21 protein-coding genes and 1 rRNA gene are annotated in these 25814 nt (G+C 72.7%); 4 read left to right on the top strand and 18 right to left on the bottom strand.

The features are described from left to right. Positions 1–12: 12 nt before the first annotated feature. The 6 genes from ACZ3KP_RS19340 to ACZ3KP_RS19315 all read right to left on the bottom strand — a co-directional run bounded on the left by ACZ3KP_RS19340 (position 13) and on the right by ACZ3KP_RS19315 (position 8086). Positions 13–618 carry a hypothetical protein gene (locus ACZ3KP_RS19340; protein ID WP_467500990.1) on the bottom strand — a complete coding sequence of 202 codons (606 nt, stop codon included), beginning with the start codon at positions 616–618 and terminating at the stop codon, positions 13–15. Then, positions 603–1730, bottom strand: a complete 1128-nt coding sequence (locus tag ACZ3KP_RS19335; RefSeq protein ID WP_132889015.1) for a ParA family protein — start codon at positions 1728–1730, stop codon at positions 603–605. The genes ACZ3KP_RS19340 and ACZ3KP_RS19335 overlap by 16 nt, the downstream gene beginning before the upstream one ends. A 411-nt stretch (positions 1731–2141) precedes the next feature. Continuing rightward, positions 2142–3257, bottom strand: a complete 1116-nt coding sequence (gene ald, locus ACZ3KP_RS19330) for an alanine dehydrogenase (RefSeq protein ID WP_358977707.1) — start codon at positions 3255–3257, stop codon at positions 2142–2144. 143 nt (positions 3258–3400) lie between these two features. Next, on the bottom strand, positions 3401–5467 hold the full coding sequence (locus tag ACZ3KP_RS19325; RefSeq protein ID WP_467500989.1) for a tetratricopeptide repeat protein: 2067 nt from the start codon (positions 5465–5467) through the stop codon (positions 3401–3403). A 206-nt stretch (positions 5468–5673) separates the two neighbouring features. Beyond that, complete coding sequence (locus tag ACZ3KP_RS19320; protein WP_358977354.1) at positions 5674–6300, bottom strand: NUDIX hydrolase; 627 nt, start codon at positions 6298–6300, stop codon at positions 5674–5676. Positions 6301–6397: 97 nt separating this feature from the next. Further along, positions 6398–8086 carry a CTP synthase gene (locus tag ACZ3KP_RS19315; protein ID WP_358977352.1) on the bottom strand — a complete coding sequence of 563 codons (1689 nt, stop codon included), beginning with the start codon at positions 8084–8086 and terminating at the stop codon, positions 6398–6400. A gap of 518 nt (positions 8087–8604) precedes the next feature. Here ACZ3KP_RS19315 and ACZ3KP_RS19310 point away from each other — a divergent pair. Next, on the top strand, positions 8605–10407 hold the full coding sequence (locus ACZ3KP_RS19310) for a glycoside hydrolase family 15 protein (protein ID WP_358977706.1): 1803 nt from the start codon (positions 8605–8607) through the stop codon (positions 10405–10407). An 80-nt stretch (positions 10408–10487) separates the two neighbouring features. After that, entirely contained in the window at positions 10488–12140 is a 1653-nt protein-coding gene (locus ACZ3KP_RS19305; RefSeq protein WP_467500988.1) for a PucR family transcriptional regulator, read from the top strand. Between the two features lie 145 nt (positions 12141–12285). Here ACZ3KP_RS19305 and ACZ3KP_RS19300 read toward each other — a convergent pair whose 3' ends face one another. From ACZ3KP_RS19300 to ACZ3KP_RS19280, 5 genes are all read right to left on the bottom strand, one after another. After that, entirely contained in the window at positions 12286–13416 is a 1131-nt protein-coding gene (locus ACZ3KP_RS19300) for a glycosyltransferase family 4 protein (protein ID WP_467500987.1), read from the bottom strand. Positions 13417–13680: 264 nt separating this feature from the next. Further along, positions 13681–15399: a DNA repair protein RecN gene (gene recN / locus ACZ3KP_RS19295; protein WP_467501276.1), complete on the bottom strand. Its 1719-nt coding sequence runs from the start codon at positions 15397–15399 to the stop codon at positions 13681–13683. Between the two features lie 160 nt (positions 15400–15559). Further along, positions 15560–16465: an NAD kinase gene (locus ACZ3KP_RS19290; RefSeq protein WP_132889008.1), complete on the bottom strand. Its 906-nt coding sequence runs from the start codon at positions 16463–16465 to the stop codon at positions 15560–15562. Continuing rightward, entirely contained in the window at positions 16462–17277 is an 816-nt protein-coding gene (locus tag ACZ3KP_RS19285; protein ID WP_358987750.1) for a TlyA family RNA methyltransferase, read from the bottom strand. Before ACZ3KP_RS19285 ends, ACZ3KP_RS19290 begins: the two co-directional genes overlap by 4 nt. A gap of 7 nt (positions 17278–17284) precedes the next feature. Then, on the bottom strand, positions 17285–17599 hold the full coding sequence (locus ACZ3KP_RS19280; RefSeq protein ID WP_467500986.1) for a hypothetical protein: 315 nt from the start codon (positions 17597–17599) through the stop codon (positions 17285–17287). A 42-nt stretch (positions 17600–17641) separates the two neighbouring features. On the opposite strand from ACZ3KP_RS19280, the gene ACZ3KP_RS19275 reads away from it, so the two are divergent. Next, a complete protein-coding gene (locus ACZ3KP_RS19275) occupies positions 17642–17989 on the top strand; it encodes an SCP2 sterol-binding domain-containing protein (protein ID WP_467500985.1) in 348 nt (115 codons plus the stop codon). On the opposite strand, the gene ACZ3KP_RS19270 is transcribed toward ACZ3KP_RS19275, so the two are convergent. The 4 genes from ACZ3KP_RS19270 to ACZ3KP_RS19255 form a co-directional block, all read right to left on the bottom strand. Continuing rightward, complete coding sequence (locus ACZ3KP_RS19270; RefSeq protein WP_467500984.1) at positions 17973–18851, bottom strand: ABC transporter ATP-binding protein; 879 nt, start codon at positions 18849–18851, stop codon at positions 17973–17975. The two genes, ACZ3KP_RS19275 and ACZ3KP_RS19270, sit on opposite strands and share 17 nt — an antisense overlap. Then, the gene (locus ACZ3KP_RS19265; protein ID WP_467500983.1) at positions 18848–19885 is read right to left on the bottom strand and encodes a FecCD family ABC transporter permease; all 1038 of its coding nucleotides are present in this window, start codon (positions 19883–19885) and stop codon (positions 18848–18850) included. Before ACZ3KP_RS19265 ends, ACZ3KP_RS19270 begins: the two co-directional genes overlap by 4 nt. After that, positions 19882–20925, bottom strand: coding sequence for a FecCD family ABC transporter permease (locus ACZ3KP_RS19260; protein ID WP_467500982.1), 1044 nt, complete (start codon positions 20923–20925; stop codon positions 19882–19884). Before ACZ3KP_RS19260 ends, ACZ3KP_RS19265 begins: the two co-directional genes overlap by 4 nt. Before the next feature lie 87 nt (positions 20926–21012). Then, positions 21013–22041: an HAD-IIA family hydrolase gene (locus ACZ3KP_RS19255; protein WP_467500981.1), complete on the bottom strand. Its 1029-nt coding sequence runs from the start codon at positions 22039–22041 to the stop codon at positions 21013–21015. Between the two features lie 83 nt (positions 22042–22124). Here ACZ3KP_RS19255 and ACZ3KP_RS19250 point away from each other — a divergent pair, with 83 nt between their 5' ends. Further along, entirely contained in the window at positions 22125–23408 is a 1284-nt protein-coding gene (locus ACZ3KP_RS19250) for a DUF1015 domain-containing protein (protein WP_467500980.1), read from the top strand. A gap of 100 nt (positions 23409–23508) precedes the next feature. On the opposite strand, the gene ACZ3KP_RS19245 is transcribed toward ACZ3KP_RS19250, so the two are convergent. The 3 genes from ACZ3KP_RS19245 to rrf form a co-directional block, all read right to left on the bottom strand. Beyond that, on the bottom strand, positions 23509–24408 hold the full coding sequence (locus ACZ3KP_RS19245; protein ID WP_467501275.1) for a tetratricopeptide repeat protein: 900 nt from the start codon (positions 24406–24408) through the stop codon (positions 23509–23511). Then, positions 24345–25571: a hypothetical protein gene (locus ACZ3KP_RS19240; RefSeq protein WP_467501274.1), complete on the bottom strand. Its 1227-nt coding sequence runs from the start codon at positions 25569–25571 to the stop codon at positions 24345–24347. The genes ACZ3KP_RS19245 and ACZ3KP_RS19240 overlap by 64 nt, the downstream gene beginning before the upstream one ends. Before the next feature lie 150 nt (positions 25572–25721). Continuing rightward, a 5S ribosomal RNA gene (gene rrf, locus ACZ3KP_RS19235) occupies positions 25722–25814 on the bottom strand; the annotation flags it as partial.

The following is a 25814-nucleotide window of genomic DNA, read 5'->3' as shown; positions in this document are numbered from 1 at the left end:
CGCAGGCTACCTCTACCGGCCCCGCAGCCGTCGTACGAGGATGCTCGCGTCTCCGCGAGACTCCAGGTCCGCCAGCACCACGGCGACCGCCTCGCGGACGATCCGGCCCCGGTCGACGGCGAGTCCGTGCTCGCCGCGGAGCACGAGGCGGGCGTGCTCCAGGTCCATCAGCTCCTCGGCGGAGACGTACACGGTGATCTTCTCGTCGTGCCGCTCGCGCCCGCTGGGCCGCCGGGCGGGCGCCCTGCCACCGCGCTGCTTGCGGGACGCGGCCTGGGCGTCGGCGCCAGAACCTTCCTGCACCGGCTGCCGCCGCGCACCCGAGGGGGCCACGGTGGCGGAGACCCCACGGTTGCGGGACTCCCCGGACTCGGCCGGTTCCGCCTCCGCCGCCACGTGCTCCGCGCCCTCGCCGTCGCCGGCCTGCGCGGGCACCGCGTGCGGCGCGTCCTCGGCGGGTTCGGCCGCCGCCTCGTCGTTCTCCCCCGCGGGAGTCGCGGGGGACGGCACCCGGGCCTCGCCGTTGGCCGGGCGCCTGGGGCTGGACGGCTGCAGCGCCATCCCCCCGGTCGTACGGAACAGTTCGTCGGCCCCCGGCAGACTCACTCGGCGTGACACCGGGCGAGCACCTCCCTGGCGAGCTGGCGGTAGGCGGCGGCACCGACGGAGTTGGAGGCGTACGTGGTGATCGGCTCACCGGCGACCGTGGTCTCCGGGAAGCGGACCGTGCGGCCGATCACCGTGTGGTAGACGTGGTCGTCGAAGGCCTCGACCACACGGGCCAGCACCTCACGGCTGTGCACGGTGCGGGAGTCGTACATGGTGGCGAGGATGCCGTCGAGCTCCAGCTCCGGGTTGAGCCGCTCCTGGACCTTCTCGATGGTCTCGGTCAGCAGGGCGACACCACGCAGCGCGAAGAACTCGCACTCCAGCGGCACGATCACCTTGTGGGCGGCCGTCAGCGCGTTGACCGTGAGCAGGCCGAGCGAGGGCTGACAGTCGATCACGATGTAGTCGTAGTCGGGCAGCAGCGGCTTGAGGGCGCGCTGCAGCGTCGACTCGCGGGCGACCTCGGAGACCAGCTGGACCTCGGCGGCCGACAGGTCGATGTTGGAGGGCAGCAGGTCCATGTTGGGGACCGCGGTCTTCAGGAGGACCTCGTCGGCCGCCATGCCCCGCTCCATGAGCAGGTTGTAGACGGTGAGGTCGAGCTCCATCGGGTTGACGCCGAGGCCCACCGACAGCGCGCCCTGCGGGTCGAAGTCCACGAGCAGCACCCGCCGGCCGTACTCCGCGAGCGCGGCACCCAGGTTGATGGTCGACGTGGTCTTGCCGACGCCGCCCTTCTGGTTGCACATCGCGATGATCGTCGCGGGGCCGTGACTGGTCACCGGGCCCGGGATCGGGAAGTACGGCAGCGGGCGTCCGGTCGGGCCGACGCGCTCGCGGCGCTGGCGGGCCGCGTCGGGCGCCAGCGTGGCCGCGTACTCCGGATCGGGCTCGTACTCGGCGTCGGGGTCGTAGAAGTGCCCGTCGGGCAGTTCGTCGTAGTCGGCGAAGTGGTTGTGGGGCGCGCCACTTCCGTCGCCGGCCCTGGCGTTCACGTGATGGCCATCCATGCTCTGGTGTGCTGTCCGCGTGGTCAGCGGACTCCGGGCTGCTGTGAAGGTGCGCACCGCGACGGAGCCGACAGCCTCGAACCCCGCGGGACCCTGGTCCCGTACCGGCATTCCTGGTTGACCACCCCCGGGAGAAAATGTCGACTCATTCACAAGTCGTCTTACCTCCTTGGTGACCAGGAAACTTCTAGACAGGTCAGCGTGGCACCATGCCGACGGTTGGCGACTCTATGGCGTGTCGGGCGTCCGCAGCAACACAATCCGCCGGACCCGGCACGATGTGTCGGCAATGAAACATGTCGCTGTCAAGGGCGTACGGCCGTCGCACAGCAGGTTTCACCGGTGTGCGAATCGGTCGAAGGGTTACGTTCGAGGCGAGTTGACCGAGAGCCGCAAAGTGACCATACACACATCCGGCCGGACCTTGTCGGGCAAGGTCCGGCCGGACGCGAGTGATTGACGCGGCTTGTTGACGTATCGCCTTTACGAAAAGGTGACTTAGCGGCCGCCCGCCGTTCCGGCTCAGCCGATCAGCGTGTCGAGGTCCACGTGGTCCAGGCCGTGCGCCTCGGCGACCTCCTTGTAAACGACCTTGCCGTCATGGGTGTTGAGGCCCTTGGCCAGCGCGGCGTCCCGGCGCAACGCCTCCGCCCAGCCGTTGTTCGCGAGCGACACGATGTACGGCAGCGTGGCGTTGGTGAGCGCGTAGGTGGAGGTGTTGGGCACCGCGCCGGGCATGTTGGCGACGCAGTAGAAGACCGACTCGTGGACCCGGAAGGTCGGCTCGGCGTGGGTGGTGGGCCGGGAGTCCTCGAAGCAGCCGCCCTGGTCGATCGCGATGTCGACAAGGACACTTCCCGGCTTCATCCGGGAGACCAGCTCGTTGGTGACGAGCTTCGGGGCCTTGGCGCCGGGGATGAGCACCGCGCCGATCACGAGGTCGGCCTCCAGGCAGGCCTTCTCCAGCTCGAAGGAGTTGGAGACCACCGTCTGGATCTTGGTGCCGAAGACCTTGTCGGCCTCCTTGAGCTTGTTGATGTCCTTGTCCAGCAGGGTCACGTGGAAGCCCATGCCGATGGCGATCTGGGCGGCGTTCCAGCCGGAGACCCCGCCGCCGATGACGACGGCCCTGGCCGCGAGCACGCCGGGGACACCGCCGGGGAGCACCCCGCGACCGCCGTTGGCGCGCATCAGGTGGTAGGCGCCGACCTGCGGGGCGAGCCGGCCGGCGACCTCGGACATGGGCGCGAGCAGCGGCAGCGCGCGGCTCGGCAGCTCGACGGTCTCGTAGGCGATGGCCGTGGTGCCGGACTCCAGGAGCGCGTCGGTGCACTCCCTGGACGCGGCCAGGTGCAGGTAGGTGAAGAGGGTCTGGTCCTTGCGCAGCCGGTGGTACTCCTCCGCGACGGGCTCCTTGACCTTCAGCAGCAGGTCGGCGGTGGCCCACACCTCGTCGGCGGTGTCCAGGATCGTGGCGCCGGCGGCGGTGTACTCGTCGTCCGGGATCGACGAGCCGACCCCGGCGCCGCGCTCGATGACGACCTGGTGGCCGTGGCGCACCAGCTCGTGGACGCCGGCCGGGGTGATGGCCACCCGGAACTCGTTGTTCTTGACCTCGCGGGGGATGCCGACCTTCACGTCGATCACGGTCCTTGGCTCAGAGGGTGTGGGGGCATGACTGCACATACCCGGCATACGGGGTACACCAGGAGACACCGCAGGAGAACCGGCGGCAGAGCCAGTTTAATGAAGGTGTTCCGCGTGTCTAGCCTTTCATTGCATCAATCTTTTAGTGACCCAGTACGGATTTCGTAGGTGTTAGCACCCTGTTCCGGCTCGGAGTCGGAGTCCGAGGGGGCCGCGGCCCCCTCACCCAGCATGCGCTCGGCCGCCGCCCGGTGCAGGCTCGCGGCGGTGGAGTCGCCGAGCCGCTCCAGCGTGTCGGCCAGCCGGAGCTGGAGCGCCGCCTGGAGCCGGGTGTCCTCGGCACGGCGGGCCCACTCCACCGCCTCCTGGCAGGTGCGCAGCGATTCCTCCGGGCGTCCGGCGTACTCCTGCACCCGGGCGAGTTCGCTCAACGCCCGTGCCTGTGCGGCCACATCGCCGTTCTTGCGGTGGCCGGAAACAGCCGCCCGCCAGGCCCTGAGCGCCTCGCCGTAACGGCCCGCGTAGGTGTGCGCGCCGGCGATACGGCCGTAGAGCCGGGCGGCCTCGGGGCGCTCGTCACGGGCCAGGCGCTGGGCGAGGGCGCGGCCGAACCAGTCGGCGGCCCGGTCGTAGTCGCCCAGCTCCTGATGCGCACCACCTACGGATTCCATCGCGCGACCGGTGGCGTACGGGTCATGGGCTCTGCGTCCGGCGTCCAGAGCAGACCGATAGCGCACCAGCGCATCCCTGGTACGCCCGGTCTGGGCGTCCAGGTCGCCCAGGTTCAGCAGGGCCGCGGCCTGCTCGCGGGGCAGGTCCCGGCGCTCGGCGACGTCGAGGACGAGCCGGTGGATGCCGTACAGGTCGGGGGCCGCGGCCCGGGTGCCGAAGTGCGCCACCATGGCCTTGACCAGCTGGGCCATCAGGCGGCGGGCGAGGGTGTCCAGTTCGCCGTCGGCGACCGCGGCGCGGGCCGCGGCCAGCAGGGCGGGGCGCCGGGCGCGCAGCCAGTCGGCGGCGGCCCGGGGGGTGGGGAAGCGCAGCTCGTGAGGGAGCGCCTGGAGCTTCTCGCGGGCCTGCGGGTTGTCGGTCTCGGTGATCGCCCGGCAGGACTGCAGCAGCCGTACCGTGCGCTCCAGCATGCGGGCGCGGGCCAGCTGGAGCTCGCCGGTCCGCTCCTGGGCCTCGGCCATGGCCCGGATCAGCGGGTGCAGGCAGCCCGGGACCTCGTACTGGGGCAGCGGGGAGGCCGCGACGTGCAGAAGGCCGAGGCGGGCCAGTTCGTCCAGGGTGGTGCGGGCGGTGTCGACCGAGCAGCCGGCCAGGGCCGAGGCGGTGTGCGGGTCGACCAGGCCGGCCGGGGCCAGACTGAGCAGTCGCAGTATCCGGGCGGGCTGGGCGGGCAGCTGGCCGTGCACGAAGCGGAAGACCCGGGCCAGGGCGCTGCTGTCGTCGGCGTCGGCGTGCAGGCGTTTGGCGAGGTCGGCGACGGCCGCCTGGGGGCGGGCGGCCAGCCAGCCGCCGGCCAGGGTGAGCGCGGCGGGGTGCGCCTGGCACACCTCCACCAGCGCCTCGGCGGACCGCGGGTCGACGGTGATGCGGACCGAGCCGGTGTAGCGGGCGAGCAGCTCCACGGCCGACTTGGTGTCGAGGCCGCCCAGGGTGCACGGGCGGACGTCCGAGATCCCGGTGAGCGGGCCGCCGGAGACGGCGACGACCAGGCAGTCGGGGGTGTCCGGGAGCAGCGCGTCCACCTCTTCGGCGCCCGGGGCGTCGTCCAGCAGGAGCAGCATCCGGCGGTCGGCGAGGGCGGTGCGCAGGGCGTGCGTGAGGTCGTCCTCGGCGGCGCCGGGCGGGGTGGGCAGTCCGAGCGCGGTGAGCAGGTCGCGGGCGGTGCGCTCGACGGGGACCGGGGTGCCGTCGGGTTCGGCGAGGCGGGCGCGCAGCACACCGTCGGGGTAGTCGGCGGCGACCCTGCGGACCAGTTCCGCGGCGAGGGCGGTGCGTCCGGATCCGGGCCGGCCCGCGATCAGCAGGACGCGGGCACGGGGGGCCTTGCGGCCCGCGATGGTGTCCAGGCCCGCGCGCTCGATGTCGGCGCGCAGTTCCTTCAACTCCCTTGTGCGGCCCAGGAACTGGTCGTCCGGGGCCGCGGGCGCCGCCAGTCGTGCGCCGCCTGTGTCCACCGCCTGATCCGTCACGGGCCACACTCCCGTCCCACCGCACACGCAAGCCCGCCGGGACTCCGGTTCGGGCGTTTCGGCTCACTCGCGTCGAGCCTAGTTCACGTGCGCGGACGTTCCCGGCGGAGCGCGGCGGGCGCATCGCCCGATCGGATCAGGCGATGGTCACACCGGTACGGCCAAAGGGAGGATTCCGGCCCGGGAGCACGAGTCCAGGGGCGGGTTCAGGCCTCGAAGGGGCGGGCCGGCCAGGGCGCGTCGGCCGGGCGCAGGGCGTCGAGACCGTCGCCCGCGCGGGCGGCGACCAGGGAGAGGACGCCCGTCACGAGGCAGGTGTTGTGCAGGTCGCCGGCGAGCACCAGGCGGACCAGCTCGTCGACCGGCACGCGCGCGTACTCCAGGTCGGTCTCCTCGTGCTCCGACTCGAAGCGGTCCCCCTCGGCCTCGGCGAGATCACGGGCGAGGAAGACCCGTACGGCCTCGTCGCAGCCGCCGGGGGTGGTGTAGAGGTCGGTGAGCACCCGCCAGTCCTCGGCCTTGACGTGGGCCTCCTCGTACAGCTCGCGCTGGGCGGCGTGCAGCGGGTTCTCGCCGGGGACGTCGAGCAGGCCGGCCGGGATCTCCCAGAGCTTCTGCCGGACCGGGTGCCGGTACTGCCGGATGAGCAGGACGCGGTCCTCCTCGTCGAGGGCGAGGACGGCGACGGAGCCGGGGTGGACCTGGTAGTCGCGGCGGACCACCGTGCCGTCGGGCATGACCACCTCGTCCGTACGGACGGAGGTCTTGTTGCCCACGAAGGGGGTCTCCGTCGCCCGGATCTCCCACTCCTCGGGGGTGTCCTTGATCGTCATGCCGTGTCGCCCTTCCACGCGCCTGCCACCTGCAGAGAAGAAAACCGGGGTGCCCACCTGTGACGGTGTGCGCCCCGGCCACCGTACAACCGGTGTGTTACTTCGCATTCCCCTGCTCGTCGGCGCCCTGCCGGCGCGCGACCGCGGCCTTCACCAGGCCCGCGAACAGCGGGTGCGGGCGGGTCGGGCGGGAGCGCAGCTCCGGGTGGGCCTGGGTGGCGACCAGGTAGGGGTGGACGTCGCGCGGGTACTCGACGTACTCGACGAGCTTGCCGTCCGGGGAGGTGCCGGAGAACAGGATGCCGGCCTTCTTCTCCAGTTCGGCGCGGTAGGCGTTGTTGACCTCGTAGCGGTGCCGGTGCCGCTCCTCGACGTACTCCTTGCCGTCGTACACCTCGCGCACGATGGAACCCTCGGCCAGCTTCGCCGGGTACATGCCCAGCCGCATGGTGCCGCCCATGTCGCCCTCGCCCGCGACGATGTCCAGTTGCTCGGCCATGGTGGAGATGACCGGGTGGCCGGTGGCGGAGTCGAACTCGGTGGAGTTGGCGTCCGGGATGTCGGCCAGGTTGCGGGCGGCCTCGATCACGATGCACTGCAGGCCCAGGCAGAGGCCGAGCAGCGGGATCCGGTTCTCGCGGGCGTAGCGGATGGCGCCGACCTTGCCGAGCACGCCGCGGTCGCCGAAACCGCCGGGGATGCAGATGCCGTCCACGTCGGACAGCTGGGCGGCGGCACCGGCCGGGGTCCTGCAGTCGTCCGAGGTCACCCACTTGATCTTCACGCGGGCCCGGTTGGCGAAGCCGCCGGCGCGCAGCGCCTCGGTGACCGACAGGTAGGCGTCGGGCAGGTCGATGTACTTGCCGACCAGCGCGAGGGTGATCTCGTGGTCGGGGTTGTGGACGCGGTCGAGCAGGTCGTCCCAGGTCCGCCAGTCCACGTCGCGGAACGGCAGGTCCAGCTTGCGGACGACGTAGGCGTCCAGGCCCTCGCCGTGCACGGTCTTCGGGATGTCGTAGATCGAGCGGGCGTCCGGGCAGGCGACGACCGCGGCCTCGTCGACGTCGCACATCAGCGAGATCTTGCGCTTGATGGCGGTCGGCACCTCGCGGTCGCAGCGCAGCACGATCGCGTCCGGCTGGATGCCGATGTTGCGCAGCGCGGCCACCGAGTGCTGGGTGGGCTTGGTCTTCAGCTCGCCGGACGGGCCGATGTAGGGCAGGAGCGAGATGTGGACCACGAAGACGTTGTCCCGGCCGACCTCGTGCCGGACCTGGCGGACGGTCTCCAGGAACGGCAGCGACTCGATGTCGCCGACCGTGCCGCCGACCTCCGTGATGACGACGTCGACCTCGTCGGTCGCCATGCGCCGGATGCGGTGCTTGATCTCGTTGGTGATGTGCGGGATGACCTGGACGGTGTCGCCCAGGTACTCGCCGCGCCGCTCCTTGGCGATCACCGTGGAGTAGACCTGACCCGTGGTGACGTTGGCGGAGCCGTCCAGGTCGCGGTCGAGGAAGCGCTCGTAGTGGCCGATGTCCAGGTCGGTCTCGGCGCCGTCGTTGGTGACGAACACCTCACCGTGCTGGAAGGGGTTCATCGTGCCGGGGTCGACGTTCAGGTACGGGTCGAGCTTCTGCATCACGACGCGCAGGCCCCGTGCCTTGAGCAGCATGCCCAGGCTGGAGGCCGTCAGGCCCTTGCCGAGCGAGGAGGCGACACCCCCGGTGACGAAGATGTGCTTGGTCGTCGTGGCTGTGCTGTTTCGGAAAGCATGCGGCGGCATGGCCAAGAGGGGGCTCCCGTGGTCGCGGTCTGTCGTGCGGTACGGCGGCCGTCCGGGCGTTTCCGGGGGTGGTGCCGTCGCTGCGGTTCGGGGGTTTCGCGCCCACCGGTCCACGGGCTACCAGGGTATCAGCGCCTCGGGGAGATGGCTTCCGGCCACGGTCCGTACACATGTCGGCACGGATAGGGGGTCCTGCTTACCGGCTTTTCACTCAGCGCTCACCCGTTCGGCCCACACGGGTTGCCCGGAGCAGCACGCAGATCATCTACGTGCGTCGTATCCTGCTCGGACACTCGCTGCCGAGCCCGTCCGGAAAAAAACGGCACACCCCCGCCCGTACTCCCGGAACAACGAGAGCCTGGCAGTTCGTTGAGCTATGACTGTCGTTTTGCCTCAGGGCATGGCGGGCTGCTTTGCTTCACCGCTCAACGACGTACAACAACAACCCCCCTTGACCGCACTAGCGACAGCCCCCCGTCTGCCCGGGGGGTGACGTGGCCGTTCGACTGGAGTTGCACGTGGCCGGGCGCATCGAAGACTACGCACTCATCGGAGACATGCAGACCGCTGCCCTGGTCTGCCGGGACGGCACAGTCGACTGGCTGTGCCTGCCCCGCTTCGACTCGCATGCCATCTTCGCCGGTCTGCTCGGCACCGAGGAACACGGTTTCTGGCGGCTCGGCCCGGCGCACGCGGCCGACTCCGAGCCGCCGGCCGCGGCCCGCCGCACCTACCGCGGCGACTCGCTGATCCTGGAGTCGGAGTGGGACACCCCGCGCGGCACGGTCCGGGTCACCGACTTCATGCCGCCGCGTGACGGCGCGCCCCAGCTGATCCGCATCGTCGAGGGCGTCACCGGCCGGGTGCCGATGCGCTCCGTCCTGCGGATGCGGTTCTCCTACGGCCGGGTGGTGCCCTGGGTGCACAAGCACGACGGCCGCACGGTGGCCGTCGCGGGCCCCGACTCGGTGTGGTTCGACACCTCGGCGGAGACCTACGGCAAGGCGCTGACCACGTACGCCGACTTCACGGTGGCCCCGGGTGACCGGATCGCGTTCACGATCTCCTGGGAGCCCTCGCACAAGCAGCCGCCCGCGCTGCCGGAGCCGGAGCAGTCGCTGCAGGCGACCGAGGACTTCTGGCGCGACTGGGTCGAGCACTGTACGTACCACGGCCCCTACCGGGAGGCCGTGATCCGGTCGCTGATCACGCTGAAGGCGCTCACGTACGCCCCCACCGGCGGCATCGTCGCCGCGCCGACGACCTCCCTGCCCGAGGACATCGGCGGCGTCCGCAACTGGGACTACCGCTACACCTGGCTGCGCGACGCGGCGATCACCCTGTCCTCGCTGCTGCGCACCGGCTACCGCGAGGAGGCCCGCGCCTGGCGCGAGTGGCTGCTGCGCGCGGTCGCCGGCGACCCCGAGAACCTGCAGATCATGTACGGCATCGCGGGCGAGCGCGAGCTGGGCGAGGCCGAGCTGGACTGGCTGCCCGGCTACGAGAACTCCGCGCCGGTCCGGGTGGGCAACGGCGCGGCGCACCAGCTCCAGCTGGACGTCTACGGCGAGGTCACCGAGGCCCTGCACCTGGCCCACATGACCGGCCTCGCCCGCAACGACTACGCCTCGCTGCTCCAGCTCAAGCTCATCCGGTACCTGGAGGACCACTGGGACGAGCCGGACGAGGGCATCTGGGAGGTGCGCGGCCCGCGCCGGCACTTCGTGCACTCCAAGGTGATGGCCTGGGTCGCCGTGGACCGGACGATCAAGCTGATCGAGTCCGGGGACGCGGACGGCCCGCTGGAGCGCTGGAAGGAGCTGCGCGACGACATCCACCGGGACGTCTGCGAGCGCGGCTACGACAAGGAACGCAACACCTTCACGCAGTCGTACGGCTCGCAGGAGCTGGACGCGTCGCTGCTGCTGATCCCCCAGATGGGGTTCCTGCCGCCGGACGACAAGCGGGTCATCGGCACCATCGAGGCGATCCAGCGCGAGCTGTCCACCTCGGACGGCTTCATCCTGCGCTACCCGACCTCGGGCGGCGACGAGGGCGTCGACGGACTCCCCGGTGACGAGGGCGCCTTCCTGGCCTGCTCGTTCTGGATGGCCGACGACCTCGCGATGATCGGCCGCGTCGACGAGGCCCGCAAGCTCTTCGAGAAGCTCCTCGCCCTGCGCAACGACCTCGGGCTGCTCGCCGAGGAGTGGGACCCGCGGCTGAAGCGGCAGGTGGGGAACTTCCCGCAGGCGTTCAGCCACGTGCCGCTGATCGACACGGCACTGCGGCTGACCGCGTCCGGGGCGTACGGCGGGTAGCCGCCGCGCGGCGGGCGGGCGCCGTCGGCCGCGGGATCCGAAGGTGCCGTGGAGGCGTTCGCCCAGGTAGCGTCCGCCCCATGGACAGCGGGACGGGGAGCGGATTCGACACCCAGGGCGGCGGGATCACCGTGCAGCAGGCGCTTGAGCTGCCCGGGCTGCGCAGCGGGCTCCCGGAGATCCTGGCCTGCGCGGACCGGCTGGGCCGGACGGTGCGCTGGGTGCACGCGGGCGAGGTGCCGAACATCGCCTCGCTGCTGAAGGGCGGTGAGCTGCTGCTCACCACCGGCTACGGCCTGGGCACCCGGCCCACCGACCAGCGGGCGTTCGTGCGCACCCTCGCCGAGCGAGGCATCGCCGCCCTGGTGGTGGAGCTGGGCCCGCGTTTCTCCCGGCTGCCCGCCACGCTCGTCGACACCGCCCGGGCCACCGGGCTGCCGCTCGTCGTGCTGCACCGCGAGGTGCCCTTCGTGACGGTGACGGAGGAGATCCACACCGAGATCGTCAACCACCACTACACGCTCCTCCAGCGCGCCGAGGAGGTGCACCGCCGCTGCACCGAGGCCTTGCTGGGCGGCGGCGGGGTGCCGCAGGTGCTGGCCATCCTGGCCGACTTCAGCGGCAACCCGGTCTTCCTGGAGACCACCGACGGCCAGTTGCTGTACGCCGCCGGGTCGGGGCCCGAGGGCGCGGATCCGCTCCAGGTGTGGGAGGGGCTGCGCGGGCAGCACCGGGACGCGCCGCCGCCGACCGGGTCCGTCCTGGTGGACGTGCCGGGCGGTGGACCCGGCACGGGCTCGGTGCGCGCCCGGCTGGTCCTGCTGCCGGTGCGCGGCCCCCTCGCTCCCGTCCATCGCATCGCCGCCGAACGCGCCGCCGGGATCGTGGCCGTCGTGCTGATGCAGGCCCGCCAGGAGGAGGAGCTGGCGGCCCGCGGGCGCGGCGACTTCCTGACCGACCTCGCCGAGGGCCGCATCACCGCGGCGGACGCCCCGGCCCAGGCCCGGGTGCTCGGCTTCAAGCCGGGCGGCAGCCCGCTGCTGCCCGTGGTCATGCGGATCGCCGACTCCCTCTCGCCGGGCTCCCCGGGCGGCGGCTGGGCCGTGCTGGCCCGGGCGGTCGGCGAGGAGCTGGCGGCGGTGGGCGTCCCGGTCCTGCTGGGCGTACGGCCGGTGGAGGGGCGGGTGCCGCTGCTGCTCGGCCTGCGCTCGGAGGCGGAGCGGACGACGGTCGCGGACCGGGTCGCGGCGGCGCTGCGGGCGGGCGTGGAGCGCGCCGGGATGCGGCGTCCCGGGGCCGCCGCGCCGGTCGTGGTGGTCGGGGCCGCCGGCGGCTGGGCGGCGGCCTCGGCGGGGCTGCGGCACGCGGCGGAGACGGCGACGGCCGCCCAGGGCCTCTCCGACCGCCCCTGGTACGACGCCCGCCGTCTGGACATCGACCTGCTGCTGTGGCGGCTGCGCGACCACCCCGACCTCGCCGCGTTCGTGGACCGTGCGATCGGCCCGCTCCGCGAGCACGACCACCGCTCCAGGCCGCCGCTGCTGCCCACCCTGGAGACCTATCTGGCACACGCCGGCCGCAAGGCGGAGACGGCCCGCGAACTGCACCTCAACCGGCAGACCCTCTACAACCGCCTCGCCAGGATCGGGGAGTTGCTGGGCACCGACCTCGACGACCCGCAGGTGGTCCTCGCGTTGAGCCTGGCGCTCAGAGCCCGCAGACACGTCTCCTGAGGGCCCTAAACCCTGTCGTCACATTCCCGCCTGCCCCGCGACGCCATGCACGCTCCCCCAGCCTCCGGCCGGGGGGACCCCCAGAGCACGCACCTGACGCCGCAGGGCCGCCCTCCGGGCGACGACGGGAATGTGACGACAGGGCCTAGAGCGGCCGGGGCTGGGTCAACTCGTCGTACACGCTGAGGACCTGGGCCACCGTCTCGTCCTCGGTCGGCCAGCTCGCCGCCTGCCGGGTGCCCTTCTCGCGCAGTTCCGCGCACCGTTCGGGGGCGCCGAGCAGGCGTACGACGGCGGCGGCGAGGGCCGGCGCGTCGCCGTACGGGACGAGTTCGGCCGCGTCCCCGACCAGGTCGGGGGTACCGCCGACGGCGGTCGCGACCAGGGGCACGCGCGCGTGCAGGGCCTCCTGCGCGAGGACCGAGCGGGACTCCCAACGGCTGGGCAGCAGCGCGAGATCGGCGGCGGCGAGCAGTTCGGTGGCGTCGTCACGGCGGCCGAGGAGCCGGACGGGCAGTTCCTCCGCCTCGATCCGCCGCTGCAACTCCGCACGCAGCGGGCCCTCCCCGGCGACGACGAGCAGCGGTACCGGGTCGAGCCGCCGCCAGGCGTGGGCCGCGTCCAGCAGGACGTCGTAGCCGCGATGCCGGTCGAGGGAGCCGACGGCCATGAGCAACGGCCGCCCCATGGCGCCGAGTTCGGCACGGACCTTGGGCCGCAGCCCCTCCGGGTCGTCCGGCTTCGCGAGCCGCGGTCCGGGCAGCGCCACGGCGGCGAGCCGGGCGTCCCGGGCTCCGGTGCGACGGGCGCGGTCCACCAGGTCGGACGTGGTCCCGAGGACCACCGTGGCGGCCCGCGCCACGCGCCGCTCCAGCATCCGCAGCAGATGCGCCCGGGCACCCTCGGCGTGCGCCCGGTTGTGCCAGGTGACGACGAGCGGGGTGCTGCGGCCGCTCAGTGCCAGCGCCGCACGGAAGGAGGCGTGCAGGCCGTGGGCGTGCACCAGGTCCGCGCCGGTGCAGGCCGCACGGAGCGCGGCGACCGACCCCGGGTCGCTGCTGCGCGGCACGCGCACGTGGTCGGCGCCGGCGTCCGAGAAGCCGTAGGCGCGATCGGCCTCCACGGGGGCGCACACCGTGACCCGCACGCCCCGCGCGACGAGGCCGGCGGTCAGCGAACGCACGTGCGCGCTGCTGCCGGCGTTGCCGCCGCCCAGCACCTGCACGGTGCGCAGCGGCGACTGGCCGAGCGGTGCGTTGCTGCTCACGGGGCTCACGCGGCCGTGCTCCTGGTTCGGCGTGGGGCGGTCACGAGGGAACGTACAGAAGGTATCGGGCCGAAGGGGTCGCCGTGCGCCCTCCCCCGGACACCCCGTCCCCGTCAAGGATGCCAGCACACGAGGGGGTTCCGCGTAACCCAGGGCGGCACATACCGAGGCGGGCCGGGGCAATGCGCCGGAGCGTGTCACCCGGGAGAGTGAAGAAAGGGGCCCGCCGAGGCGGGCGCGGGACGGCGCGCCGCCGCGCCGCCCCGTGTTCTGTCAGCGGTCCGCGCGGGCCGTCGCGAGCAGTTCCTCCGCGTGCGCCCGGGCCGTCTCCGAGTCCTCCTGGCCGGCCAGCATCCGGGACAGCTCCCGGACCCGCTCCTCGCCCTCCAGGACCTTCACGCCGGAGCGGGTGACCGTGCCGTCGTTGGTCTTCTCGACCAGCAACTGGCGGTCGGCGAAGGCGGCCACCTGGGGAAGGTGGGTGACCACGACGACCTGCGCGGACCTGGCGAGCTTCGCGAGGCGCCGGCCGATCTCGACCGCCGCCTTGCCGCCCACGCCCGCGTCGACCTCGTCGAAGAGGTACGTCGGGACCGGGTCGGTGCCCGCGAAGACGACCTCCACCGCGAGCATCACCCGGGACAGCTCACCGCCGGAGGCGCCCTTGGCGATCGGGCGCGGCGGGGCGCCGGGGTGCGGGGCGAGGAGCAGCTCGACCTCGTCGGCGCCCGCCGGACCGTAGGCCACCGGACGGCCGCCGACCTCCACGCCCTCGGGGTCCTCGGTCTGCCGGATCGCGAAGGACACGCGCGCGTGCGGCATCGCCAGGGAGCCCAGCTCGGCGGTGACGGCCGCGGCGAACCGCTCGGCGGCCTCCGTCCGCGCGTCGGTCAACGCCTGTGCGAGTCCGCCCAGTTCGGCACGGAGCGCGTCCCGCTCCGCGGTCAGCTCGTCGATCCGCTCGTCGTCGCCGTCGAGTTCACCGAGTCGCGCGGCACCCTGCTCGGCCCAGGCCAGCACCGTGCCGACGTCCTCGCCGTACTTCCGGGTCAGCGCGGTGAGCGCGGCCCGCCGCTCCTCCACGGCCGCCAGCCGCAGCGGGTCGGCGTCCAGGTCGTCGGCGTACCCGGCCAGCTCCCCGGCCACGTCGCCCAGCAGGATCCCGATCTCACCGATCCGGTCGGCGAGCGCGGCGAGCGCCGGGTCGTGCGACCGTACGGCCTCCAGGGCCCGGTGGGCGCCCGCGACCAGGGTGGCCGCGTCGATGCCCTCGGGGTCCTCGGGGTTGCCCGCGAGCGCGGAGTGCGCGGCGGTCGCGGCCGACGACAGCGCCTCGGCGTGCCCGAGCCGCTCGGCCTCCTCGGCGAGCTCCACGTCCTCGCCGGGCCGCGGCTCCACCGCCGCGATCTCCTCCAGCCCGTACCGCAGCATGTCGGCTTCCTGGGCCCGCTCACGCGCCCGGGTGACGATCTCGTCCAGTTCCACCGTCACGGCCCGCAGCCGCCGGTACGCCTCGCCGTACTTGGCGAGCGGCACGGCGACGCCGTCGCCCGCGTACCGGTCGAGGGCCTGGCGCTGCCGGGACAGCTTCAGCAGGCCCTGCTGGTCGGTCTGCCCGTGCACGGCCACCAGGTCGTCGGCGAGCTCGGCGAGCAGCCCCACGGGCACGCTCCGGCCGCCCAGGTGCGCCCGGGAACGCCCCTCGGCGGAAACGGTACGGCTGATCAGCAGCGCCCCGTCGTCCAGCTCGGCACCGGCCTCCTCGGCCCGTACGCCCGCGGAGGCGCCCGCGGGCACGGTGACGCGCCCCTCGACGACCGCCTTCTCGGACCCGATCCGCACGAGCGCCGGATCCGCCCGCCCGCCGAGCAGCAGCCCGAGGCTGGTGACCACCATGGTCTTGCCCGCACCGGTCTCACCGGTGACGGCGGTGAACCCCGGCGACAGCTCGACGACGGCGTCGTCGATGACTCCGAGGGACCGTATCCGCATCTCTTCCAGCACGAAGAAGACCTTACGAGGTCGGGGCCGAGAAGTGCGAGGTGCCCTTGTCACTCGGGCGAGTGTCCCTGCCTGAGGGGCGCGGGGAACTGCGCGACAAGCCACGAATCACCCGCACTCGCCGACGCCCCCCGCCGCCCCCCTCGAACCGCTAGTGCGGCGCCCCCCGCCAGCCGGAGACGGGCAGCGCGAACTTCGCGACCAGCCGGTCCGTGAACGAAGCGTGGTGCAGCCGCGCCAGCCGCACCGGCACCGCGCCCCGCCGCACCTCCACCCGCGCTCCCGGCGGCAGCTCCACCGTCCGCCGTCCGTCGCACCACAGCACCCCCGGCTGGATGTGCGGCAGCACCTCCACCGCGAGCACCGAGTCCGGCGACGTCACCAGCGGCTTCGCGAACAGCGCGTGCGCGGAGATCGGCACCATCAGCAGCGCCTCGACCTCCGGCCACACCACCGGCCCGCCGGCGGAGAAGGCGTAGGCGGTGGACCCGGTCGGCGTCGACAGCACGATGCCGTCGCACCCGAACCCCGTCACCGGCCGTCCGTCGATCTCCAGCACGACTTCCAGGAGCTTCTCGGCGCCCGCCTTCTGCACGGCCGCCTCGTTCAGCGCCCAGTCGGTGTGCACGATGTCCCCGTTGCGGTGCACGACGACGTCGACCGTCATCCGCTCCTCGACCTCGTACGCCCGGCTCACCACCCGGTCGACGACCTTGTCCAGGTCGTCCCGCTCGGCCTCCGCGAGGAACCCGACGCTCCCGAGGTTGACGCCGAGCATCGGCACCCCGGAGGCACGCGCGAACTCGGCGCCGCGCAGCAGCGTCCCGTCACCGCCGAGCACGATCAGCAGCTCACAGCCGTCGAGGCTGTGCGGCGACGCCTCCTCGACGAGTTCCACCTCGTCGGGCAACGGCAGGTCCCGGGCCTCGAAATCCAGTACCCGTACACCGACTCCCGCCGCCAGCAGCCCCTTCACCACCAGCTCGGCGCTGCGGATCGCCGCGGGCCGCCCGGTGTGGGCGAGGAGGAAAACAGTACGAGCTCGGTTCTGTGTCAACGCGGCCCCTCCGCCACTGCACGGTCAACATCGGCCGGATCCAACTGGGGTGCGCCGGCCCGCAGCCACAGAAAGTACTCGACGTTGCCCGACGGACCGGGCAGCGGACTGGCGGTGACACCGTTCACCCCGAGCCCCAGCTCCCACGCCTTGTCGGCAACCCCCCGCACGGCCTCCGCCCGCAGCTGCGGACTGCGTACGACTCCCCCGCTGCCCAGTCGCTCCTTGCCCACCTCGAACTGCGGCTTGACCATCATCACCAGGTCGGCGTCCGGCTTCACACACCGCGCCAGGGCCGGCAGCACCAGCCCGAGCGGGATGAAGGACAGATCACCCACGACTAGATCCACAGGCTCCCCATCGATCGCTTCAAGCGTCAACTCGCGTACGTTCGTACGGTCCTTGACGGTGACGCGTTCATCGCTCTGCAGAGACCAGGCGAGTTGGCCGTACCCGACGTCGACGGCGACGACGTGCGCGGCGCCCGCCCGCAGCAGCACATCGGTGAACCCGCCGGTCGACGCCCCGGCGTCCAACGCCCGCCGCCCGGCCACCACGAGCCCCCGCGGTACGAACGCCTGGAGCGCGCCCGCGAGCTTGTGGCCGCCCCGGGACACGTACTCGGGATCGCTGTCGTCGCTCTGCACGACGATCGCCGCGGCGGTCTCCACCTGCGTGGCCGGCTTGGTCGCGACGGTCTTGCCGACGGACACCCGCCCGGCGGCGATCAGCTGGCTGGCGTGCTCGCGCGAGCGCGCCAGCTTCCGGCGGACCAGCTCCGCGTCTAGACGGCGACGTGCGACTCCTGCCACGGTGGGTTCAGCTCCTGCTCTGGTGGTACGACGGTGCGGGCACCGGGGGCCCCGGAGGTCCCGGGCGGGTGTCGAGCGCCGTGAGCGCGTCGCGCAGTCCCCGGTGTACATCCTCGTACACCTCCAGATGCCCGTCGGTGCCGAGGTGGTCGGCGTCGCCCAGCCGGTCGAGCAGGGCGTCGACCTCGGTGTTGCCGGTGGGGGTGCGGGGGATGTCCAGCGGGGCGGGGGCGGCGGGGTCGTACTCGGGTTCGGCGGGTACCGCGACCGGGTTCGTCTCCGCCGCCTCCGCCACCGGGCCCTCGGGCACAGAGTCGGTCATGCCCCGACGCTACCCCGAACCGCTGGGGTACCGTCGATCGCGATGGCCACGATCGAGGAGTGCCGCGCCGCACTCGAGAAGCTCTCGCACAACATGGGTGGCGCCGAGGGCGACGTCCGGGCGGCCGCCGCCATGGACCGCACGGTCAGCTGCCACATCACCGACCTGGACGTCACCTTCGCCGGACGGCTCACCGGCGGCCGGATCGACGTGGCGGAGACGTTCCCCGGGCCGCCGCGCGAGAAGGCGCAGATCAGGCTCGCCATGGCCGGCGACGACCTGGTGGCCCTGGTGGACGGCGAGCTGAACTTCGCCGGGGCCTGGGGCTCGGGCCGGGTGAAGCTGGAGGCCCACCTGCTGGACCTGTTCCGGCTCAGGAAGTTGCTGTGACCCCGCTCGCCGCGGCCCCCCGCGTGCCGGCCCTCGCCTTCCGGGCCGCCGGCACCACCAGCGGGGTCCCCGTCTCCGGGTCGTCGATCACCTGACAGGCCAGCCCGAACACCTCCTCGACCAGTGCGGCGGTGACGATGTCGTTCGGGGCGCCCTCCGCGACGACCCGGCCACCCTTGAGCGCGATCAGATGGGTGGCGTAGCGGGCCGCGTGGTTGAGGTCGTGCAGGACCGCGACCAGGGTCCGACCCTGTTCCTCGTGGAGTTCCGCGCACAGGTCGAGGACGTCGATCTGGTGCTGGATGTCCAGGTAGGTGGTCGGCTCGTCGAGGAGCAGCAGCGGGGTCTGCTGGGCGAGCGCCATGGCGATCCAGACGCGCTGGCGCTGCCCGCCGGAGAGTTCGTCGACGTAGCGGTCGGCAAGCTCGGCGACCCCGGTCTGAGCCATCGCCTCCTGGACCACCCGTTCGTCCTCGGCCGACCACTGGCGCAGCAGGCCCTGGTGCGGGTAGCGGCCCCGGCCGACCAGGTCGGCGACGGTGATGCCGTCGGGCGCGACGGACGACTGCGGGAGCAGGCCGAGGGTGCGGGCGACCTTCTTGGCCGGCATCGACTGGATGACCTGGCCGTCCAGGAGTACCCGGCCCTGGCTGGGCCTGAGCATCCGGGACAGGGCGCGCAGCAGCGTCGACTTGCCGCAGGCGTTCGGACCGACGATCACCGTGAAGGAGTGGTCGGGGATCTCCACCGACAACTGCTCGGCGATGACCCGCCGGTCGTAGGCGAGGGTGACGTTCTCGGCGGACAGGCGGTTCACAGTGCTCCTCGGGTCGTTCGTCCCGCCGGTGGGGATCGGGCTCATATCCGGCCCGCCCTGCGCTCGGTGACAAGGAGCCAGAGCAGGTAGACACCGCCGAGGACGCCGGTGACCACGCCCACGGGCAGCTGGTCGGCGCCGAACGCGCGCTGGGACGCCCAGTCCGCGGTGACGAGCAGGGCGGCACCCATGCACAGGGAGGCCACCAGGTTGGGTCCCGGTGAGCGGGTCAGGCGGCGGGCGAGCTGCGGAGCGGTGAGCGCCACGAAGCTCACCGGACCGGCCGCGGCGGTGGCGGCCGCGGTCAGCAGCACCGCGGACACCATGAGCAGCATCCGCACCCGCTCCACCCGCACCCCCAGGGCGTACGACACGTCGTCGCCCATCTCCGTCATGCGCAGGCCCCGGGCGTTGGCGAGGACCAGCGGGACGAGGACCGCGCACAGCGCGAGCAGCGGCCAGACCTGGCTCCAGTCACGGCCGTCGAGGGAACCGGTCATCCAGACGACCGCGCGGGTGGCGTCCACCAGGTCGGCCTTGGTGAGCAGATAGCCGTTGACCGCGGTGACGATCGCGGAGACACCGATACCGACCAGGACCAGACGGTAGCCGTGCACACCCTGCTTCCAGGCGAGCAGATAGATGCCAAGACCGGTCAGCAGGCCGCCGATCAGCGCACCGACGGTGACCTGGGTCGCGCTGCCGGACAGCAGCACGATCACGACGAGGGCGCCGGACGTGGCGCCCTGGGTCAGGCCCAGGACGTCCGGGCTGCCCAGCGGGTTGCGGGAGATCGACTGGAACAGCGCGCCGCCGAGCCCCAGCGAGGCACCGACCAGCAGACCGACCAGGACCCGGGGCAGCCGCAGTTCGTCGACGACGAACTCCTGCCCGGCGGTGCCGTCGCCGGCCAGCGTCCTGAGCACGTCACCGAAGGAGATCGGGAAGTCGCCGGTGCCGATCAGCACGACACTCGCGGCAGCCGCGGCCAGCAGCAGCGCCACCACGACGACCAGCGCGCGCACGTCCGCCCGCACGGAGAGCCCGCCGGGGGTGCGCAGGGTACGCGTGTTCCTCACAGCTGGGCCGTCCTCCGCCGTCGTACGAGAAGAATGAAGACCGGCCCGCCGATGACCGCGGTGACGATGCCGACCTGAAGCTCCGAGGGACGGGCGACGACCCGGCCGACGACGTCGGCACCGAGCAGCAGCACCGGCGACAGGACCGTCGCGTAGGGCAGGATCCAGCGCAGGTCCGGGCCGGTGAAGGAGCGCACCACGTGCGGCACCATCAGGCCGACGAAGGCGATCGGACCGCAGGCCGCGGTGGCCGCGCCGCACAGCACGGTGGCGGCGAGCATGGCGAGGGCCCGGGTACGGCCCAGGTTCGCGCCGAGGGCACGGGCGGTGTCGTCGCCCATCGCCACCGCGTTCAGCGGCCGGGCCAGGCCCAGGGCGAGCAGGGTGCCCGCCGCGAGGAACGGCAGCACCTGCACGATCGTCGCGTCGCTCGCCGAGGCCAGCGAACCCACCGTCCAGAAGCGCAGCTTGTTGAGCGCCGCGCCGTCCGTGATCATCACGGCCTGGAGATAGCCGTAGAGCGCGGCGCTGATCGCGGTGCCCGCGAGGGCGAGCCGTACCGGGGTGGCGCCCCGGCTGCCGCCCAGGAACCACACCAGCGCACCCACCACGGCCGCGCCGGCGAACGCGAACCACACATAGCCGCGCAGCGTGGTGACGCCGAAGAAGGTGATGGCGGTGACCACGGCGGCCGAGGCGCCCGCGTTGATGCCGAGCAGCCCGGGGTCGGCCAGCGGGTTGCGGGTGAGCGCCTGGAGCACCGCCCCGGACAGGCCGAGGGCGGCACCGGCCAGCAGGCCGAGGACGGTCCGCGACAGCCGCTCGTCGACGACCACGTCCCCGTACGTCCCGGTGTCGTGGAACAGACCGTGCCAGACCTGCTCCAACGGCAGCTCCTTGGCGCCGATCGCGATGCTCGCCAGGGCGACGAGCACCAGGATCCCGACGGAACCGAGAAGACCAAGGGACCGTATCGCCCGGTGGGTTGGGGGCGCGGGGGCGGTGACCGCGCGCTGCTCGGGGAGACTGTCGACCAACACGTAGTTAGGTTAGCCTACCCTCGCAAGAATGCGGTGTCCGGTGCCGCCGACGCACGCCGCCCGCGCGGGCGCGGAGCCCTCGGGCCGTCAGAGACCGAGCCGCGCCAGCGCCTTGCCCCCGTCCAGCCCGCAGGATCCCTCCCCGGCCGCCGTCCAGGCCGCCGCGCACAACGCCCGCAGCCCGTCGAGCGCCTCCCCGTCACCCGACAGCTCCAGCTCCTCCGCTCCGGCCGTGGCGGTCCACCCCCCGCACCGGAACCCGTCACCCTCGGCGCTCACGTCCGGCTGCCCGGTGAGCAGCCCCCGCAGATCGGCGTCCACGTACGTCGGCCGGTGCTGCGGCGGCGCGGCCAGCAGCCCGGGCCCGTCGGTGACGCCGGTCAGCACGAGCAGCGAGTCGACCCCGCCGTTGAACGCGCCCTCGATGTCGGTGTCCAGCCGGTCCCCGACCACCAACGGCCGCTTCGCGCCCGTCCGCAGGATCGTCTCCCGGTGCATCGGCGGCAGCGGCTTGCCCGCCACCTGCGGCTCCGCACCCGTCGCGATCCGCACCACCTCCACCGCCGCGCCGTTGCCCGGCGCGATCCCGCGCCCACTGGGGATCGTCAGATCCGTGTTGGACGCGAACCACGGCACCCCGCGCGCCACCGCGTACGACGCCTCGGCGAACCGGCCCCACGGCAGATCCGGCCCGCCGAACCCCTGCACCACGGCAGCCGGATCGTCGTCGGCGGACTCCACCGGCTCCAGCCCCCGCTCCCGCAGCGCGACCCGCAGCCCCTCACCCCCGATCACCAGCACCCGCGCCCCGGCCGGCACCTGCTCACTGATCAGCCGCGCCACCGCCTGTGCCGAGGTGATGACGTCGGCGGCCTCCGTCGGGATCCCCAGCTCCGTGAGATGCCCGGCCACCGCGTCCGGCGTCCGCAGCGCGTTGTTGGTGACGTACGCCAGACGCATGCCGCCCGAGCGGGCCCTCTCCAACGACTCCACGGCGTGCGCGATCGCGCTGCCACCCGCGTACACCACCCCGTCCAGATCGAGCAGCGCCGTGTCGTACGCCGTGCTCAGGGCCTGTCCGCTGCCCTCGGGACCAGTCCTGGTGCCCTGGCTCATTCCCCATCGCTCCTTGTCACTCTCGCTCGACCCGCCTTCCCCACCGATCATCCCGCACGCATCGACACACGTACGATGCCGGGATGAACACTGCAGGTCACTCGGAAGCAACGGAGCGCCGAGGCCTGGAACTCACCCCGTTCCGAGGCCTTCGCTACGACCCCGACCGGGTCGGCAGTCTGGCGGCCGTCACCTCCCCGCCGTACGACGTCGTCGTACGCCCCGACGGAGTCCACCACCTCCAGTCCGCGGACCCGCACAACATCGTCCGCCTCATCCTTCCCCAGGCCGGCACCCCCAGCGCCCGCACCGGACAGGCGGCGGACACCCTGCGCCGCTGGCAGGCCGAGGGCATCCTCGCCCTGGACCCGGAACCCGGCCTGTACGTCTACGAACAGCGCGACGACAACGGCCTGCTCCAGCGGGGGGTCATCGGCGCCCTGCGCGTCTCGGAGCCGTCCGAGGGCGTGGTGCTGCCGCACGAGGAGGTCATGCCCCCGGTCGTCGCCGACCGGGCGGCCCTGATGCGCGCCACCTCCGCCAACCTGGAACCCCTGCTGCTCACCTACCGGGGCGACGGCACCGCCGCCGAGGTCGTCGAGGCCACGACCGGACGGCCCCCGCTGCTCGCGACCACCACGGAGGACGGCTTCCACCACCGCCTCTGGTCGGTCACCGACCCTGCCGAGGTGGCCCGTATCCAGTCCGATCTGGCCCACCACCAGGCCCTGATCGCCGACGGCCACCACCGCTGGGCCACCTACCTGCGGCTGCGCGCGGAGCACGCCTCCCCCAGCCCCTGGGACTACGGCCTGGTGCTCCTCGTGGACACCGCCCGCTACCCGCTGCGCGTCCGCGCCATCCACCGCCTGCTGCACGGCCTGCCGGTCGCGGACGCCCTGACGGCCGTCGAGGGCCACTTCCGGGTACGCCGGCTCGAGGTGACCCTGCCGAAAGCACAGGAGGCGCTCGCGGACGCGGCCTGCGCCGGCAACGCGTTCCTGCTGGCCGGCGACGGCACGTTCCATCTCCTCGACCGTCCCGACCCGGACCTGCTGGCCCGCACCGTCCCGGCCGACCGCCCGGCCGCCTGGCGCACCCTGGACGCCACCGTCCTGCACACCACGCTCCTCGAACACGTCTGGCACATCCCCGAGGACTCCCCCGCCCACATCGCCTACATCCACGACGCGGCGGCGACGGTCACCAAGGCCGAACAGGACGGCAGTACGGCCGTCCTCATGCACCCGGTCCGCGAGGAGGTCGTCCGTGACCTCGCCCGCCAGGGTGTGACGATGCCCCGCAAGTCGACGTCCTTCGGTCCGAAGCCGGCCTCGGGGCTGGTGCTGCGGGCGCTCGACGTCTGAACGCCCTGGGGAAGGCGGAACGCGGAAGGGGCAGGCCCCGGATCGGAGCCTGCCCCTTCTGCTGTGTCACGCCGGTAGCCGCTATGTCACGCGCCCGGGATCAGTCCCGCTCGGTGTCGTCGTGGCTGCCGTCGTCGGCGCCGTCGTCGGTGTCGGGCTCGTGGGCCGTCCCATCGGCCGCGGACTCGGACCTGCCGGACTCGGACCTGCCGGACTCGGAGCTGCCGGACTCGGAGCTGCCGTCGGCCGTGACCGTGACCTCGGTCTTGTCGTCCGCGTCGTCCCCGTCCTCGTCCTCGTCCTCGTCCTCGTCCTCGTCCTCGTCCAGGGCGTCGACGAACTCGACCCCGTCCAGTTCGGCCAGCCGGTCGGAGGCGTCCGTGCTGCCGTCCCGGTCGGCCTCCACGGCCTTGGCGAACCACTCGCGTGCCTCGTCGACCCGGCCGGCGGCCAGCAGGGCGTCGGCGTAGGCGTACCGCAGCCGCGCGGTCCACGGCTGGACGGAGTTGGACGCCAGCTCGGGGCTCTGCAGGGTCACGATCGCCGCGTCCAGCTGCCCCATGTCACGCCGGGCACCGGCGGCGACGAGCCGCATCTCGACCTGGCCGGCCTTGTCGAGCTTGTGCACCTCGGGGGCGCCGGCCATGTCGAGCGCCTTCTCCGGCCGCCCGAGTCCACGCTCGCAGTCGGCCATCACCGGCCACAGGTCCACGTTGCCGGTCATGCGTCGAGCCGCCCGGAACTCGGCGAGCGCCTCGGAGTACTTCTGGTTCGCGTACGCGGCGAACCCGGCCGCCTCACGTACGGCGGCGACACGGGACGCCAGCCGCAGGGCCACCCTGGAGTAGCCGTAGGCGCCCTCAGGGTCCTCGTCGATGAGCCGCGCGACCATCACCAGGTTCCTGGCGACGTCGTCCGCGAGCGTCTTGGGCAGGCTCAGCAGCTCCTGGCGTACGTCCTTGTCGATCTCGTCGCCGGTGACGTCCTCCGGGATCGGCAGCCTCTTGATCGGCTCCCGGTCGCGGTCGCGGTCCCGGTCACGGTCGTCGCGGCCACGGAAGCCACCTCCGCGCCGGTCGTCACGACGGTCGTCCCGGCGATCGTCCCTGCGGAAGCCACCGCCGCGGTTGTCGTCGCGGCGGGGGCCGCGGTCGTCACGGCGGTCGTCACGGCGGTCGTCGCGGCGGGGGTAGCCGCTGCCGCCACGGCTGTCGTCGCGGCGGGGGTAGCCACCGCCACCGCGGCTGTCGTCACGGCGGGGACCGCGGTCGTCACGGCGGTCGTCGCGCCGGTCGTCACGGCGGCCGTAGCCACCGCCGCCACCGCGGTTGTCGTCGCGACGGCCGTAGCCGCCACCGCCGCCACGGCTGTCGTCACGCCGGTCGTCCCGACGGAACCCACCGCGGTCGTCACGGTCGTCACGCCGGAAGGAGGGCCGGTCATCACGGCGATCATCGCGGCGGTCGTCACGGCGGAACGCGGGACGGTCACCGCGGTCGTCACGACGCGGACCACGGTCACCACGGTCATCACGACGACCGTAACCACCACTGCCACCACGGCTGTCGTCACGACGACCGTAACCACCACTGCCACCACGGCTGTCGTCACGGCGGCCGTAGCCACCGCCGCCACCGCGGTTGTCGTCGCGACGGCCGTAGCCGCCACCGCCGCCACCGCGGTTGTCGTCGCGACGGCCGTAGCCGCCACCGCCGCCACGGCTGTCGTCACGCCGGTCGTCCCGACGGAACCCACCGCGGTCATCACGGTCGTCACGCCGGAAGGAGGGCCGGTCATCACGGCGATCATCGCGGCGGTCGTCACGGCGGAACGCGGGACGGTCACCGCGGTCGTCACGACGCGGACCACGGTCACCACGGTCATCACGACGACCGTAACCACCACTGCCACCACGGCTGTCGTCACGGCGGTCATCACGCTGGAACCCCGGACGGGAACCGCGGTTGTCGTCGCGACGGCCGTAACCACCGCCGCCACCACCACGGTTGTCGTCGCGGCGGAATCCACCACGATCGTCACCACGCCGGTCGTCACGCCGGTCGTCACGTCGGCCGTAACCGCCGCCACCGCCACCGCGGCTGTCGTCACGACGAACATCGCGCCGGCCGTAACCACCGCGGTCCCCACGGTCGTTACGGTCACCACTGTCCCGTCGCCGCTGGTCGCGCTCCGGTCGGTCGTCGGGAGAGTTGGTGGACATGGTGACTCCTGTCTTAGGTACCGCAAGCATTGTAAAAACAAAAGGACCCCTGGTCCCAGCTGAACGCTGGGACCAGGGGTCCTCCAAAGATTGTTCGGCGGCGTCCTACTCTCCCACAGGGTCCCCCCTGCAGTACCATCGGCGCTGTGAGGCTTAGCTTCCGGGTTCGGAATGTAACCGGGCGT

It is taken from the genome of Streptomyces sp. NPDC020958 (genome assembly GCF_055562175.1).
The sequence above is the reverse complement of the archived record's forward strand: the minus strand, read 5'-3'. Positions and strand labels throughout refer to the sequence as shown.